At 32.4% G+C, this 18,614-nt stretch carries 6 protein-coding genes and 2 pseudogenes; all 8 read left to right on the top strand.

Annotated elements, in window-relative coordinates; translation table 11 throughout:
* Positions 1–24: 24 nt before the first annotated feature.
* Complete coding sequence (gene yiaA / locus ABNT65_RS06745) at positions 25–510, top strand: inner membrane protein YiaA (protein WP_348740322.1); 486 nt, start codon at positions 25–27, stop codon at positions 508–510.
* A 453-nt stretch (positions 511–963) separates the two neighbouring features.
* Positions 964–4,746 (top strand): S8 family serine peptidase, encoded by a 3,783-nt coding sequence (locus ABNT65_RS06740; protein ID WP_348747499.1) that lies wholly within the window; start codon positions 964–966, stop codon positions 4,744–4,746.
* 39 nt (positions 4,747–4,785) lie between these two features.
* Positions 4,786–8,319, top strand: a complete 3,534-nt coding sequence (locus ABNT65_RS06735) for a S8 family serine peptidase (protein ID WP_348747498.1) — start codon at positions 4,786–4,788, stop codon at positions 8,317–8,319.
* A gap of 83 nt (positions 8,320–8,402) precedes the next feature.
* Positions 8,403–11,630 (top strand): S8 family serine peptidase, encoded by a 3,228-nt coding sequence (locus tag ABNT65_RS06730; protein ID WP_348747497.1) that lies wholly within the window; start codon positions 8,403–8,405, stop codon positions 11,628–11,630.
* Between the two features lie 86 nt (positions 11,631–11,716).
* A pseudogene (locus tag ABNT65_RS20995) lies at positions 11,717–12,289 on the top strand (subtilase family N-terminal domain-containing protein); the annotation flags it as partial.
* A gap of 84 nt (positions 12,290–12,373) precedes the next feature.
* Positions 12,374–13,186, top strand: a pseudogene (locus ABNT65_RS20990) (S8 family serine peptidase); the annotation flags it as partial.
* Positions 13,172–14,962, top strand: a complete 1,791-nt coding sequence (locus ABNT65_RS20985) for a fibronectin type III domain-containing protein (RefSeq protein ID WP_412766864.1) — start codon at positions 13,172–13,174, stop codon at positions 14,960–14,962. The pseudogene ABNT65_RS20990 and the gene ABNT65_RS20985, both read left to right, overlap by 15 nt.
* A 125-nt stretch (positions 14,963–15,087) precedes the next feature.
* Positions 15,088–18,570 (top strand): S8 family serine peptidase, encoded by a 3,483-nt coding sequence (locus tag ABNT65_RS06720; RefSeq protein WP_348747495.1) that lies wholly within the window; start codon positions 15,088–15,090, stop codon positions 18,568–18,570.
* Positions 18,571–18,614 lie beyond the last annotated feature (44 nt).

Genomic DNA, 18,614 nt, shown 5'->3' with positions numbered 1-18,614 from the left:
TAACGTAATTTAAAAATAAGAATTATGAATAATCAAGCAGAAATAAGTAAGCAAGAAGAAAAATCAAAAAGAATAAAAAAGAAAGAAGTAAAAGTATTTGATCAAAAACCAACGTCTGCATTTATAGGAGCATCTTGGGCTGTTTTATTAATAGGAATCACGGCATATTGTGTTGGATTATGGAATGCAGAAATGGAGTTAAATGAGAAAGGGTATTATTTTACAGTACTATTATTTGCTTTGTTTTCAGTAATTTCTGTTCAGAAATCAGTAAGAGACAAACTAGAAGGTGTTCAAGTTACAGAAATTTATTACGGAATGAGTTGGTTTACTACAGTAACATCAATAGTATTATTAATAGTTGGATTATGGAATGCAGATTTATTATTAAGTGAAAAAGGGTTTTACGGAATGTCGTTTACATTAAGTGTATTTGCAGCAATATCAGTGCAAAAAAATACCAGAGATATAGAGTATATAAAAACTAATGTAGAAGAAGGAGAAGGATAATAGTTGACATAAAAATAGCAAGAAAAAGTAATGCGAGCTTAATGTAAGTTCGCATTTTTTATTAATGTTCCTGAAATAAAAATATACTTGATATATCCTTTGAAAGTAAAATATAAATAATTAATAACCTGAGTTTTTAACCTTTTAAACTATAGGGATTATAGGGTATGTTTGAGTTAAAAACTAGCGTCTATAAAAAGATGTTGTTAGTCTGTCAATATGTGTTATCTGCCTATTTTTTTTTGAAAAGAGTAATTATTGATAAAAATTTAAATAGGTTATTATAAGAATAACTTCAAAGCATTTTAAAAGTAATAAAAAACTACGGGGTTGTTTTTAAAATGTTTTAACATAAAAGTATTTATGTTTTTTACTTGCTCCCAAACAAATTTCAGTGCAAATGCATTGAGATTACATTTTACATATAGATCAACTAACTAAAACCAAATTATAATGATACGGAAAGTAATCAATTTTCTATTTGTTCTATTAACTATAGGGATAAATGCACAACAAAAATACAATGCTAAAGGTCAAGAAAAAGGCATAATAGTCGTTAAGCTTACAAAAAATCAACTCAACAAATTAGAGAGAGAACAACAAGAAAATCTATCATCTAGAAACATTATACTTTCTTCAAAAAAAGAAGGACATGCAAAATTTGGAATTCAAGATGTGGATTTTTGTAATAAAAAGGTGAAAGCTACATCTATAAAAAGAGTTTTTAGATATGCTGGAAAGCATGAAAAAAAACATAGAAAACATGGTTTACATCTTTGGTATGAAATTGAATTTGATAAAAATATTGATATTAATGAGGCAATTTCTCTATATAAAAATAATAGCGAAATAGAAATAGCGCATGAAAGGAATAAAACTCAAAGAATAGAAACGAATAATAATATATTAAAGGGAAAAGCTAGTAATAATAAAATAAACAAAAGAGCAACATTTCCCAATGATCCTAGATTTCATGAACAATGGCATTACCATAATACGGGACAGGAAGATGGAATTGGAGGAAGTGATATAAAGCTAAAAGAAGCTTGGGAATTAGAAACAGGAGATGATCGAGTAATAGTATCTATTATGGATTACGGAGTAGATCCCACGCATCCAGACTTAGATGGAAATATGTGGGTAAATAGTGGAGAAATTCCAGGAAATAACATTGATGATGATAACAACGGGTATGTAGATGATATTTATGGATATGATTTTGTAGCTAACACAGGTACTATTATAGTAAATAACAATCATGGAACTCATATTGCTGGAACCATAGCAGCAGAAACTAATAATGGTATTGGTGTATCTGGTATTGCTGGAGGAACAGGAAACAATGATGGAGTACGTATTATGACAAATATTATTCATGGTGATGGAAGAGGAGCTATAGATGATGCATTTGTGTATGCGGCAGATAATGGAGCAGTAATCTCACAAAATAGTTGGAATTCTGGAGGTAGATTTGAACCGTCAAGAAAGGCAGCAATTGATTATTTTATAGCAGAAGCAGGAGGAGCAAATCAAGCCATGAACGGAGGGATATTGTTTTTTTCAGCAGGGAATAACAATTTAACTTCGCCAGCATATCCTGGAGCTTATGAAAAAGTGTTTTCTGTAGCTGCTACAGATAATAAAGATAAAAAATCGAACTTCTCAAATTATGGAAATTGGACAAATATTGCTGCGCCAGGTGGAGAATCAACTATAGGAAAAGATAAGAGTACTATTTTAAGTACTGTATACAACAATCGTTATGGGTTTTCTTGGGGTACTTCTATGGCAACTCCTCATGTGTCAGGAGTAGCAGCATTAATAGTTTCTTATAATTATGGAAATATTACACCTGAGCAAGTTAAAAAGGCCTTGATTCAGGGAGTAGATCCTATAGATCATTTGAATAAAGGTTATGAAGGTAAGTTAGGAGTTGGAAGATTAAATGCAGTTCGTTCATTAAGGGCAAGTAAAGGTTTAGGAATACCAGAAAGTGTAACAGTAAGTAATGAAGGATTGAATAATGTAAAATTATCATGGAATCAAGTTTCAGGAGCCACACAATATGGAATAAGATATAAAACTTTAGAAACTTCTCAATGGCAAGAAACTACATTAATAACAAGCACCAAATATACATTAGAAGGTTTAGAAAAAGGAACAACTTATGAGGTGCAAGTGTGGTCTAAAAATTCTTCGGAAACTTCTTATTATTCATCGTCGGTTATTTTCTCAACTACCATAGATGTCATTTTACCACCTTCTTCTATTACGCTTTCAAATGTAACAGGAGCAAGAGCTGAAGTAAGTTGGGATAAATCGTTAGGAGCCGAAGAGTATGATGTAGATTACAAATCTATAGTTGCTTCGACATGGAATACGATAAATATTCAGGAGGTAGATGGAAGAAAAGCATTGTTAAAAAACTTAATGGGAACTACGGAGTATATGGTAAGAATTAGAGGGAAAAAAGATACTTTGATTTCGGAATACTCATCGATAGTAAGTTTTACTACACAGGCAATGGACTGTAATGGGAATCCATTCTGGGTAAGCACAAAAGCTTATAATGGAGGTGATGTAGTAGTATATGATGGAACTATTTACAAAGCAAATTGGTATTCAGAAGCAGGAAAAATTCCAGAAAATAATAGGGCATGGTCTAAACAAGGAATTTGTATACAAGGAGGAGGTAATATTTCCCCTACTGTAGTAATAACAAGTCCAACTAATGAACAAATAATAGAACAAGAGACGCTTTCTTCAATAATACTTTCAGCAAATGCTTCAGATTCAGATGGAACTATAGCAAGTGTTCAGTTTTCAGTAAATGGAACGAATTTATCTCAAGGGAATGATATTTCCTGGTTACCAAATGCTTTTGGAAGCTATACAATAAAAGTTGAAGCAGTTGATGATAAAGGAGCTAAAGCAACTGATGAAGTAATAATTACTGTAAAAGAAAAAATAGCTAATGAAGCTCCACAGGTAACTATTACAAGTTTAAGTGATGGACAAGTAATAGAGCAAGAAACACTTTCTTCAATAACGCTTTCAGCAAATGCAGTAGATTCAGATGGAACTATAGCAAGTATTCAGTTTTCAGTAGATGAAACTAATTTATCTACAGGGAATGATATTTCTTGGTTACCAAGCACTTTTGGAAGCTATACAATAAAAGTTGAAGCAATTGATGATAAAGGAGCTAAAGCAACTGATGAAGTAATAATTACTGTAAAAGAAAAAATAGCTAATGAAGCTCCACAGGTAACTATTACAAGTTTAAGTAATGGACAAGTAGTTGAACAAGAAACACTTTCCTCTATAGTGCTTTCAGGAAATGCAACAGACTCAGATGGAACTATAGCAAGTGTTCAGTTTTCAGTAAATGGAATGAATTTACCTCAAGGTAATAATATTTCCTGGTTACCAAATACTTTTGGAAGTTATACGATAAGAGTTGAAGTAATAGATAATAAGGGAGCCAAAGCTACAGATGAAATAACAATTAATGTAAAACAAAAAGTAAATAATGAAGTTCCACAGGTAACTATTACAAGTTTAAGTAACGGACAAGTAATTGAACAAGAAACACTTTCTTCAATAACACTTTCAGCAAATGCAAGAGACTCAGATGGAACTATAGCAAGTATTCAGTTCTCAGTAGATGGAACCAATTTATCTTCTGGGAATACTATTTCTTGGTTGCCTGCTTTTTTTAAAAGCTATACAATAAAAGTTGAAGTAATTGATGATAAAGGAGCTAAGGCATCTGATGAAATAAATGTAACAATTAAAGAAAAAACGACAGGAGGAGGCTGTAATAATATTCAGATTTGGGATGCAAATACTGAATATAAAGTAAAAGGAATTCAAGTAGCTCACAAAGGAAATATTTACGAAAGTAAATGGTGGACTAAAAATGAAGAACCTGGAACTGGCGGACCTTGGGGACCATGGAACTTGATAAGTTCTTGCTCATCATTTTCAGAAATACTTGTTTATCCAAATCCAGCACAAAACATTGTCAATATAACTATTGATTCTAGCAGTTTTTCTAAGATTACTCTTCAAGAAGTATCAGGAAGTTATAAAAAAGTGTTAGAGAATAATAATAGACAGGTTAAAGGTAAAAAACAATTAAATTATAATTTGTCTGGAGCTCCTAAAGGAGTCTATTTACTCAAGATAATTAGCTCGAATAAAGTAACTACTAAAAAAATAATAATCAACTAAAAACAAAACTAAACAAGTAAACTCTAAAACCTCTTCAAAATGAAACAGTTAAAAATATTAATGTTTCTGGCTATAATTTTAGTAGCCGGAATGATCCCTAGTGCTTTAATGGCTCAAGAATACCACCAAGGAGTTATTCAACTTAAATTTAAAAAGAACCAAACAAGTTCACTTCAAAAAATGCTTTTAAATAGAGCAAGTAAAAGTGGAGAATTAAAAAGAACTTTAAAAAGAGGTTTTATAGAAACAGGTTTAAAAAAAGTAGATGAACAGAATAAGCAGTTCAAAGTACATGCTATGAAAAGGGTTTTTAGACCTGCTGGAAAGTTTGAAGATAAACATGTAAAAGCAGGATTACATTTATGGTATGAATTAAAATTTGATACTAAAATGAGTTTGAAATCTGTGATTAACTCATATAAAAAAATAACAGAAGTAGAATTAGTAAACCCTATTGAAAAAATAAAATCACCAAGTATAACAGCTTTAAAAGAAAAAAGGAAACGAATAACAAGAAAAGAAAAAAAATTAAAAGCTAACAGTTTTCCTAATGATCCACTTTATGCTAAACAATGGCATTATCACAATACAGGACAAAGTAATGGAACACCAAGTGTAGATATTGATTTAGAGCGAGCTTGGAATATTCAAAAAGGTGATTCTAGGGTAATAGTGGCTGTTACAGATCATAGTGTGGATCCAAATCATGAAGATTTAAAAGGAAATATGTGGGTAAATAGTGGAGAAATCCCAGGAAATAATATTGATGATGATAATAATGGTTTTGTAGATGATATACATGGGTATGATTTTTTTAAAAATTCAGGAACTCTTGATGGCAATGATAGACATGGAAATCATGTGGCAGGAACCATTTCAGCAGAAACTAATAATGGAATTGGAGTAGCAGGAATTGCAGGAGGAACAGGAAATAATGATGGTGTACGTATAATGTCTGTAGGAGTATTTGGGAAAAGAGGTTCAGGAGGATTTGCAGAAGGTTATGTATATGCCGCAGATAATGGAGCAGTAATCTCACAAAATAGTTGGAATAGTGTAGGAACAAGTTCAGCTTCAGCAGAAAGAGATGCTATTGATTACTTTATAGCTAATGCAGGAGGTGTAGACAAAGCAATGAATGGAGGCGTAGTTATTTTCTCGATGGGAAATGATCATGGTGAAGTGAGAACCAATCATGCCACATATGCTCCAGTTATAGCAGTGTGTGCCACAGATGAAAATGATGAAAGGGGAAATTATTCAAACTATGGAAACTGGGCAGGTGTTTCAGCTCCAGGAGGAGCAGGCGGCTTTATTGACGGAGAATGGCAATTTACTAGAGATGGAGTTTGGAGTTCTGTAAATAACAATGAATATAGAGAATTTTCAGGTACATCTATGGCAGCACCCCATGTGTCTGGAATAGCGGCTTTATTGGTATCTAATAATTACGGAAGTATTACGCCTCAACAAGTAAGAAAAATCATAGAAGGAACTACAGAATTTATAGATTATAAGAATTCAGGAGTTGAAGGAAAGTTAGGAGTAGGGAGAGTAAATGCTTATGAAGCCTTGCGAGTAGCAGAAAATATGCATATACCCATACTTGTTAGAGCTAATAATACAACAACAAATAGTACTACTATCACTTGGGGAACATTAAATTCAGATAATGAATTTGAAGTAGCTTATAAAAAAGTATCAGCTACAAGTTGGGTAACAAGCATAACAAATGGTTTGAGCTTTAAAATTAATAATTTAGAAGAAGGAGAATGGTATGATGTCAAGGTGAGAGCTAAAAATAGTGCTGGATATTCACCATATTCAGGCACTTCTACTTTTATAACAAAAGTCTCATCATTGGCAGTGCCTTCAAATTTTACGATTTCAAATATTAAAGAATTAACAGCAGATTTATCATGGGAAAGGCCCAAGCATGTACTAACATATCTATTAAGATACAGAGTAGTTGGCAATAGTAAATGGGAAGAAAAGCAAATAAATTTAGGGAATACAAAAAGCTTAGTAGCATTATTTCCAAAAACTAAATATGAGTTACAAATAAAAGCTAAAAGTGGAGGTGTTGAATCAGATTATACTCCGGTACAGTCATTTACAACACTGTATACTAAGTGTGGTGAAATTGAGCCATGGCAGCCTAAAGGTTATGGAGTTAACGGAACTAAAGTAGCTTACAATGGTAAAATTTATGCCAATGCATGGTGGGCAGGACCAAATGATGTACCTGGTAAAAATAGCACTTGGAGGTTCCAAGGAAACTGCCCAAAGGATAATGATAACGAAGCTCCACAGGTAACTATTACAAGTTTAAGTAATGGACAAGTAGTCGAACAAGAAACACTTTCTTCAATAACGCTTTCAGCAAATGCAACAGATTCAGATGGAACTATAGCAAGTATTCAGTTTTCAGTAGATGGAGCGAATTTATCTTCGGGGAATAATATTTCTTGGTTGCCAAGCGCTTTTGGAAGTTATACGATAAAAGTAGAAGTGACAGATGATAAAGGAGCTAAAGCTACAGATGAAGTAATAATTATTGTAAAGGAAAAAGTAGATAATGAAGTTCCACAGGTAACTATTACAAGTTTAAGTAATAGACAAGTAGTCGAACAAGAAACACTTTCTTCAATAATGCTTTCAGCAAATGCAACAGATTCAGATGGAACAATTGAATCAATTCAGTTTTCAGTAGATGGAACTAATTTATCTATGGGGAATGATATTTCTTGGTTACCTGCTTCTTTTAAAAGTTATACAATAAAAGTTGAAGTAATAGATAATAAGGGAGCCAAAGCTACAGATGAAATAACAATTACTGTAAAACAAAAAGTAAATAATGAAGTTCCACAGGTAACTATTACAAGTTTAAGTACTGGACAAGTAATTGAACAAGAAACACTTTCTTCAATAACGCTTTCAGCAAATGCAACAGATTCAGATGGAACTATAGCAAGTATTCAGTTTTCAGTAGATGGAGTGAATTTATCTTCGGGGAATAATATTTCTTGGTTGCCAGCTTCTTTTAAAAATTATACAATAAAAGTAGAAGTAAGAGACGACAAAGGAGCTAAGGCATCTGATGTAGTAAAGGTAACAATTAAAGAGAAAACTACTGGAGGTGGAGGAGGTTGCAATAGCATTCAGGCTTGGGAAGCAAATACTGAATATAAAGTAAAAGGAACCCAAGTAGCTTATAAAGGAAGCGTTTATGAAAATAAATGGTGGACTAAAAACGAAGAACCTGGAGCTGGTGGACCTTGGGGACCATGGAAACTCATAGGGGCATGTATTGATTTGGCAACAATAAACAACCTTATAACAATAGCTCCAAATCCAACACAAGGAGTATTGAAATTACATTTAGAAAGTGGTTTAAAACAACCTTCAGGAATAAAGATAAGCAGCTTAACAGGTAAGTACAATCTTGGCTTAGATAAGAATCTAGAAAAAGGAGAATTAATATATGATATTTCAAGGTTTCCTAAGGGAGTTTACTTACTAGAGATAACTATTGGTAAGCAGGTAGTCAGTAAAAAAATAATCCTAGAATAAACTTTAAAACTCAGTTCAAATTTAGGGATGTCTAATTAAATGAGGTGTTATAAGTTAGATGAATAACCTTAAAAATCAAACCAATGAAAAATCAACTAAAACAAGTGCTTACATCCATAATTTTTTGTGTTATGGGAACTGTAGTAGCTCAGAAACAACAATTTAATAATAAGAATCAACAAAAAGGAGTTGTTATTGTAAAGTTTAAGCCTTTCCAGGAAAAGCAATTACGAAAACAGCTCATAAAAACAAATCAAAATAGAGTTTTAACAGCGTCAAAAAAAATAGGATATGTAACTACTGGTTCAAAAAGCTTAGACGCAAAAAATAAAGAACTGAAAGTATTTTCAATGAAAAGAGTCTTTAGGCCAGCAGGAAAACATGAGGCCAAACATAAAAAATTTGGATTGCATCTTTGGTATGAAATTACTTATAATAACCATGAAAGCGTAGACAAAGCAATTGAATTATATAAAAGAGATAAAGGAATTGAAGTAGCTCATGCTCGTTATAAAGTAGATAAAAATAGAAATAACAACACTTTTCAAGAAGTACCTATAAAACCATTAAATAAGCACAATAAAATCAACAATAATTTTACGGGAATACCAAATGATCCTGATTTTGATAAACAATGGCACTATAAAAATACAGGGCAAGAAGGAGGTACTATTGGAAGTGATATAAATTTAGAAGAAACCTGGAAAATAGAAAAAGGAGATTCTAGAGTAATCGTTGCAGTTATGGATGAAGAAGTAGAGTCTTCACATCCTGATTTAAAAAGAAATATGTGGGTAAATGAAGGTGAAATTCCAGGAAATGAAATTGATGATGATAATAATGGTTATGTAGATGATATTCATGGTTATAATTTTGTTTGGGATAGAGGTGAGTTAAAAGGAGAAGATCATGGTACGCATGTAGCTGGAACAATTGCAGCAGATACTAATAATGGAATTGGAGTAGCTGGAGTAGCAGGAGGAACAGGAAAAGGTGATGGTGTACGTATTATGTCTTGTGCTATTTTAAGTTGGGGTATTGGAGGTTTGGAAGAATCTTATGTTTATGCAGCAGATAATGGAGCAGTTATTTCTAATAATAGCTGGGGATTACATGTAGATTCTAGCCAAGATAAAGTAACAGCTACAAAAGCAGGCATAGACTATTTTATTGCTAATGCTGGAGGAAAAGAAAAAGCAATGAATGGAGGATTAGTAATTTTCGCTGCAGGAAATGATAATAATGAATATAGTGATTCTTTTCCTGATGCTTATGAACCAGTATTTCACGTAGCTTCAACTGATAATAAAGATAAAAAATCTAGTTTTTCTACTTATGGTTCTTGGGTTGAAATAGCTGCGCCGGGCTCTAAGATTCTGAGTACTTTACCAGGTGGAAAATATGGTTATAACTCTGGTACCTCAATGGCAACTCCTCATGTTGCGGGAGTGGCGGCTTTAATTGTGTCTAAAAATTATGGCAGAATTACGCCAAATCAGGTAAAGGCTTTGTTGCAAGGAACGTCAAAACAAATAGACAATCTTAACTCAGGTTTTGAAGGGAAATTAGGTGCAGGTAGATTAGAAGCATATGCTTCATTATTGGCAGATGTAAATAACATACCTATAAATGTGGCATCAGATACTAAAACTGAAACCAGTATAAAAATAGATTGGAGTTCTGTTATTGAAGCTAATAGTTATGAGTTACGCTATAAGGCAATTGGAGAGTTGAATTGGAAATCTATATTGGTTAATACAAATTCTACAGTGATTAACAATTTAAAAAAAACTACAGAATACCAAGTACAAGTTAGGGCAAAAGGGAATTTTGGAACGTCAGTTTTTTCAGAAAGAAAAGTATTTTGGACAAGTAATAATAATCCATTACCACCTAATAATGTTAGTCCTTTTGCAAGGAGACTGAAAAGTGCGGGACTTAAATGGGATGAGGTTGATGATGCAACAGCTTATGAGGTAAGTTATAAAAAAAGTACTGATGCAAATTGGATAATATTTATTCCACGAAGTAAGAATAGAGCCAAACTTAACGGTCTTACTGAACAAACAGAATACCAAATTAGGGTAAGAAGTATTTATGGAAATACATATTCAGAGTATTCTGATGAGTTAGTGTTTTTTACGGGAACTCCTGTATGTAGCGATTTTGATCCTTGGGATCCAAATACAACATATCCAGGAACAGACTTTTGGACTGAAGGAAGTATTGTTTCTCATAAAGGTTTCATCTATGAAAATAAACATTGGACACAAAACCAAGAACCAGGTGTAAGTAGTGCTTGGAAAAAATTAGAAGCTTGTTCTGGCTCAGGAAATAATACACCAAAAGTATCTATAATATCCCTATCAAATCAACAGGTTATCATACAATCATCTTTTGAAGCGATAACTCTTTCAGCAAATGCAACTGATTCTGATGGAACCATTGATAAAATTCAATTTTCAGTAAACAATACAAATTTAACTCAAGGGAATAATATTGATTGGATACCAACAGCTTATGGAGCTTATACAATAAAAGTAGAGGTTACAGATAATCAAGGTGCCACTGCGGTAGATATTATAACAGTAACTATTAAAGAGGAAAAAGGAAATCAACCACCAGAACTAACAATGGTTACGCCTGTAAATGGTCAAATATTTGAACAAGATGTTTTTAAACCTATTGTTTTAAAGGTAAATGCTACAGACTCAGATGGAACAATTGAATCAATTCAATTTTCAGTCAATAATGTAGACTTGGAGAAAGGGAATGATAAAGAATGGATTCCAGAAAGTTATGGAGATTATATAATTAAGGTAATTGTTACAGATGATAAACAAGCCATAACAAGTAAACAAATAACAATTACTATTAAACAGCCAGTAACAAATGTAGGCTGTGAGGGAATTGCAGTATGGGATGCAACTAAAGAATATAACGTAGCAGGGCTTCAGGTGGTTCACAAAAAAAATATTTATGAAAGTAAATGGTGGACAAAAAATGAAGAGCCTGGAACTGGTGGACCATGGGGACCTTGGAAATTAATAAGAGCATGTTCAGAAGTACAAAATTTTATGGTATCACCTAATCCTGTTCAAAACAGATTAAAATTAAAAGCTAATATATTACCAAAAATGAATGTTCAAGTGTCTGTTTCTACGTTAGCAGGTGAATTGATAAAAGAAGAAGTGTTAAAAGCTGAGAGTAATTCATTGAGTTTTGATGTATCATCATTACAAAAAGGGATATATGTATTGAAAATAAAGACTCAGCAATACACACAAACACAAAAAATCCTTATAGAATAAAAGTAATATTTCTAGTGAATAGTATTATAAATGCTGTTTACTAGTTTTTTGCAAACAATTAACCAATAAAATAAAGCTTAAATCAAATGTTTTTTTCAAACAAAAAAGTGACAAAAACCTTTATAATGGGATTATGTATCTTATTATTGGGTTTAGGAGATAGTTATGGTCAAAAAGACCCAGAAATTAATAAAAAAGGACAGTATATGAATAAAATACATGTCCGATTTAATGATAATCAAACAAATAAATTAGATAAAAAATTAAAAAATAAAAGCTTATTAAGAGCATCAAATAAAGGATATGTTACTTTAAATGATACTGAAGTAGATTTTTGTAATAAAAAATTTAAAGCACATAGTATAAAAAGATTATTTAGACCTGCTGGAAAGTTTGAGAAAAAACATAGAGCGCATGGATTACATTTATGGTATGTAATAGAGATTGAAGCCAATAAAGATGTTGAAGCTGTTGTAAAACAATATAAGTCAACATCATCTGTAACTATAGCTGAGCCTGTTTACAAAGCTCATTTTACTGATGGATATAAAGAAAATAGTAGCTCAAATATAGTAAGAGAGATTAAATCAAATAAATCTAAAGTTCGTAACCTCAATACTTCACCCAATGACCCAAGGTATAATGAGCAATGGCATTATCACAACACAGGACAATCGCCAAATGCAGTACTAGGGATGGATATAAATTTAGAAAAAGCCTGGGAAATTGAAAAAGGAAACTCTCAAGTAATAGTTGCTATTGTAGACGAAGGGATTGATATAAACCATCCAGATTTAAAAGGAAACTTATGGGTAAACGAAGGAGAAATACCTGGAAATAACATTGATGATGATAATAATGGGTTTGTAGATGATGTTCATGGGTATAATTTTGCTGATAATACAGGAACAATTCCTGCTGCTTGGCATGGTACTCACGTAGCGGGTACGGTTGCTGCAGAAACCAATAATGGTATAGGAGTTTCTGGTATTGCAGGAGGAACAGGGAATAAAGATGGTGTTCGATTAATGGCTAATACTATTTTTGGAAATGCAGTAGGAGGAGAAGCTGAAGCTTTTGTATATGCAGCAGATAATGGAGCGGTTATTTCACAAAATAGTTGGGGATCTCAAGCTCCTTCTATAAAAGAAGCTACTAAGGCAGCTATAGACTACTTTTTAAAGAATGCGGGTGGATCTGATAGTCCAATGAAAGGCGGCTTGGCTGTTTTTGCAGCAGGTAATGATAATACATATAGACCAAGCTATCCTTCAGGATATGACCTTGTAATATCCGTAGCGTCATTATCTAATTCAGGAGAAAGAGCTCATTATTCAAATTATGGAAATACAATTGATGTTTCTGCACCTGGTGGAGATCAGGAAATTAATGGACATACAGCTGGGGTATTAAGTACATTACCTAATAATAGATATGGATTTGCAAATGGAACTTCTATGGCATGTCCACATGTTTCAGGTGTAGCAGCTTTAGTGGTGTCTAAATTTGCAGGGAAACTATCTGGAAAAGAACTCAAGTATATTATAGAAAACAGTACAGATTCCGTTGATCATCTTAATCCAGATTATGTAAGACAATTAGGTTCAGGAAGAGTAAATGCGTTCAAAGCACTGAAATATGGAGATTCAGATGTTCGTACTCCTTCTAATATTACAATTTCTGAAATAGGTGCGCAAACTGCAATAGTAAATTGGGATTTAACTGATAAGGCATCTAGATATCGCATCAAATACCGAAGTAATAACGGGCAATGGGTTGAAGAGGTGATTAATGGTACTTCTGTTAAGTTATATAATCTTATTAAAGGAACCAGTTATGAAATTCAAGTACGTGCTGAAAGCTTATCTAAGATGTCTGAATATTCGAGTATTATAAAGTTTTCTACTATTTCTATAGAAACACCTCAAAAGATAATTGTTTCAGCTATCACTACCAATAAAGCAACTATAAGTTGGAATAGGAATAATGAGGCAAATCAATACGAGCTTCGCTATAAAAAAAAGGAAAAAATTACTTGGATGAATGTTTTACCAACTATAAATGCATCTCAAGTTTTAATCAATTTAGCACCCAATACTTTTTATGAAGTACAAGTAAAAGCATCTAAAGAAGGTGTTTCGTCTTTATACTCAAATTCTATATTATTTTTAACATTAGATGACGGTAGTGGAGGTTGTAATGGGATAGCTATTTGGGAGAAAGATAAAACTTATGGAGAACCAGGAATGAAAGCTGTATATAATCATGTTATTTATCAAAATAAATGGTGGAGTCAAGGAAATATTCCAGGAACTACAGACCACTGGAAAAAAATAGGAGAATGTGAATCTGATAACAATATACCAACAGTATCTATAACATCACCTTTAAGTGAACAGGTTATCATACAATCATCTTTTGAAGCGATAACTCTTTCAGCAAATGCAACTGATTCTGATGGAACCATTGATAAAATTCAATTTTCAGTAAACAATACAAATTTAGCTCAAGGAAATAATATTGATTGGATACCAACAGCTTATGGAGCTTATACAATAAAAGTAGAGGTAACAGATAATCTAGGAGCTACTGCAGTAGACATTATAACTATAACTGTTAAAGAGGAAAAAGGAAATCAACCACCAGAACTAACAATGGTTACCCCTGTGAATGGTCAAATATTTGAACAAGATGTTTTTAAACCTATTGCTTTAAAGGTAAATGCTACAGACTCAGATGGAACAATTGAATCAATTCAATTTTCAGTAAATAATATAGATTTGGAGAAAGGGAATGATAAAGAATGGATTCCAGAAAGTTATGGAGATTATATAATTAAGGTAATTGTTACAGATGATAAACAAGCCATAACAAGTAAACAAATAACAATTACTATCAAACAACCAGTAACAAATGTAGGCTGTGAGGGAATTGCAGTATGGGATGTAGCTAAAGAATATAACGTAGCAGGGCTTCAGGTGGTTCACAAAAAAAATATTTATGAAAGTAAATGGTGGACAAAAAATGAAGAGCCTGGAACTGGTGGACCATGGGGACCTTGGAAATTAATAAGAGTATGTTCAGAAGTACAAAATTTTATTGTATCACCTAATCCTGTTCAAAACAGATTAAAATTAAAAGCTAATATATTACCAAAAATGAATGTTCAAGTGTCTGTTTCTACGTTAGCAGGTGAATTGATAAAAGAAGAAGTGTTAAAAGCTGAGAGTAATTCATTGAGTTTTGATGTATCATCATTACAAAAAGGGATATATGTATTGAAAATAAAGACTCAGCAATACACACAAACACAAAAAATCCTTATAGAATAAAAGCAATATTTCTAGTGAATAGTATTATAAATGCTGTTCACTAGTTTTTTGCAAACAATTAACCAATAAAATAAAGCTTAAATCAAATGTTTTTTTCAAACAAAAAAGTGACAAAAACCTTTATAATGGGATTATGTATCTTATTATTGGGTTTAGGAGATAGTTATGGTCAAAAAGACCCAGAAATTAATAAAAAAGGACAGTATATGAATAAAATACATGTCCGATTTAATGATAATCAAACCAATAAATTAGACAAAAAATTAAAAGGTAAAAGCTTATTAAGAGTATCGAATAAAGGATATATTACTTTAAATGATAATGAGGTAGATTTTTGTAATAAAAAATTTAAAGCATATAGCATAAAAAGATTATTTAGACCCGCTGGGAAATTTGAAAAAAAACATAGACAACATGGTTTGCATTTATGGTATGAAATCGAATTTAATGCTAAGGAGAATATTGATGATGTTGTAAGAGCTTATCAAAAAACGACAGCTATTGAAATAGCAGAATCAGTAAGAGAAATAATTTTTTACGATGGATATAAAAAAGATAAATCAAAAATTAGTATAGCTAAACTTACAAATCAAGAAAATGAAATTAACTTATTAGTTGCTCCTAATGATCCAAACTACAATGAACAATGGCATTATAAAAATACAGGACAATCACCAGATGCTATAGCCGGGAATGATATAAACTTAGAAGAAGCTTGGAAGTTAGAAACGGGAAGTAAGCAAGTAATTGTAGCTATAGAAGATACAGGTTTTGATGTAACACATCCAGATTTAAAAGGAAATTTATGGATAAACGAAGGAGAGATACCTGGAAATGGGATAGATGATGACAATAATGGATATATAGATGATATTCATGGATATAATTTTGCAGATGATGTAGGTGCTATTCCAGCAGGAAAACATGGTACTCATGTAGCAGGCACGGTTGCTGCTGAAACTAATAATGGTATAGGGGTTGCAGGAGTTGCAGGTGGTTCAGGTAATAATGACGGAGTTTTACTTATGTCAAATACTGTTTTTGGACATAAAAAAGCAGGTTTTTCAGAAGCATTTGTATATGCAGCTGATAATGGTGCGGTAATATCTCAAAATAGTTGGGGATATGGAGGAGTAAGTGCTTCAATTCGTGAGTCAGATAAAGCAGGAATTGATTATTTTATAGCTACAGCAGGAGGTAATAAAGCTCCAATGAATGGAGGTGTTGTAATTTTTGCAACAGGTAATAATGGAGTTGAAGGTAACTTTTATCCTAGTAGGTATGAGCCAGTATTATCAGTGTCTTCAGTTGCCAATTCAGGAAAAAAAGCAAGTTATTCTAACTATGGGACTTGGGTTGATATTTCTGCACCTGGAGGTGATCAAAGAACAAGTGGTTTGACAGCTGGGGTATTAAGTACAATTCCAGGAGGGAAGTATGGATATTTACAAGGAACCTCTATGGCGTGTCCACATGCATCTGGTGTGGCAGCTTTAGTAGTGTCTAAGTTTAAAGGGAAATTAGAAGGAAATGAACTTAAAACAATTATGGAAAACAGTACGAATTCTGTGGACCATTTAAATGCTAATTATAAAGGAAAATTAGGCTCTGGGGTTATAGATGCATTGAAAGCGTTAAAATATGGAGATGCACAAGTGGTTACACCTATAAAGGTGAGAATGGAGGAGGTAGGAGCCTTAAGAGCTATAGTAAAATGGGATAAAGTAACCAAAGCGCTTCGTTACAGGGTGAAATATAGAAAGCAAAGAGGAAACTGGAAAGAAGTAGTAATAAATGATACTCAATTAAAAATAAAAGGACTTACTAAGAACACTTCATATGAATTACAGGTAAGAGCTGAAAGTCTAACTAAGAATTCAGTATACTCTCAAAGTGTAAATTTTAAAACATTAGATATTGAACCGCCTAGAGAAGTAACAATAACATCGATACAAGCATCATCAATTATGGTTAGTTGGAGTAAAGTAGAGAATGCAAATGAATATTCACTCCGTTATAGGGCAATAAAAACACCTAATTGGGAAACTGTTGAAGGTATTACTGAGCTAACAGTTCCTTTGACAGAATTATCTCCAAATACTTTTTATGTGGTACAAGTAAAAGCAAGTAAAAATAATTCATCATCTATTTATTCAGAAACGACTAAATTTTTAACATTAGATGATGGAAGTGGAGGCTGTGGAGGAGTACCGGTTTGGAAAAGTAATGAGACTTATGGGACATCTGGAACAGAGGTTTCTTATCAAGGTTGGATATATGTAAATAAATGGTGGGCAAACTCAAAAGATGTCCCAGGTTTAAGCAGTGTATGGGAAAAAGTTAGAGAGTGTAGTTTAATAAATGATAATCAATTACCAACTGTTGAAATATTAACTCCACAGAATGGACAAGTAATAGAGCAAGAAACATTAACGTCAATTGTACTGTCAGCAAAAGCATCAGATGCTGATGGTATAATTACCAAGATAATCTTTGAAGTAAATGGAGTACAGCTTACTGAAGGGAATAATATTAATTGGACACCAGAAAAATTTGGTAATTATACGATTCAGGTAACTGTGACTGATGATAAAGGAGCCATAGCTACTGCAGAGTCAAAAATAACAATTAAACAGAAAGTTTTAGGAAACCAAGTACCAACAGTAGAAATAACAACACTTCAAGATGGACAAATTATAGAGCAAGAAGTATTAAAAACCATTATTTTAACTGCAAATGCTACTGATTTAGATGGAACTGTAGAAAGTATTCAGTTTTCAGTGAATGGAGTAAATTTATCAGAAGGGAATAATGTGAATTGGACACCAAACGATTTTGGTAATTATACAATAAAAGTAGTAGCCACAGATGATAAAGGAGCTATTGGATTGCAAGAAATAAATGCTACGATTAAAGAAAGGAGAGATGAGAATCAGCCACCTCAGGTTACTATTACGAATCCAATCAATGGACAAATTATAGAGCAAGAGACATTACAGTCCATTACTTTAATAGCAAATGCTACTGATTCAGATGGAACTGTAGAAAGTATTCAGTTTTCAGTGAATGGAGCAAATGTATCAGAAGGAAATAATGTGAATTGGACACCAACTGGTTTTGGTAATTATACAATAAAAGTTGTAGTAGTAGATAATAAAGGAGCTATGGGAGTTAATGAAATAAGTATTACTATAAAAGAAAAAGTGCAAGGAGGAGATTGTAACGGAGTACCTTCTTGGGATGCTACCACTGAATATAAAGTGAAAGGGATTCGAGTATCCCATAAAGGAAATGTTTATGAGAGTAAATGGTGGACTAAAAATGAAGAACCTGGTACTGGTGGTCCATGGGGACCTTGGCTTTTAGTTAAGTCTTGTAGTGTTCAAAATATGAATACTCAGTTATTACAAGATATACAACAAGATAAGGAAGTAGAAATAGAGATTCTAGAAGCAAATTTATATACCCTAACAGGAAAAAAAATAAAAACACTTTCTCACAAAGGGCAAATGATAAATTTGGAAGGAGTAAAACAAGGGCTATATATTTTGGTTGCTAAAACTAAAAAAGGAGATAGAATAGTAAGGAAGATAAGCATACAAAAATAATTTTTAAAGTGTGTATCATTTAAAAATCAATTAATGAATAAGTA

Origin of the sequence: Tenacibaculum sp. 190524A02b (genome assembly GCF_964036645.1) — a bacterium.
In the GTDB taxonomy this organism is placed as follows: Bacteria; Bacteroidota; Bacteroidia; order Flavobacteriales; family Flavobacteriaceae; genus Polaribacter; species Polaribacter vairaonense.
Note: the sequence above shows the minus strand (reverse complement) of the source record. Positions and strands in the feature narration are given on the sequence as shown.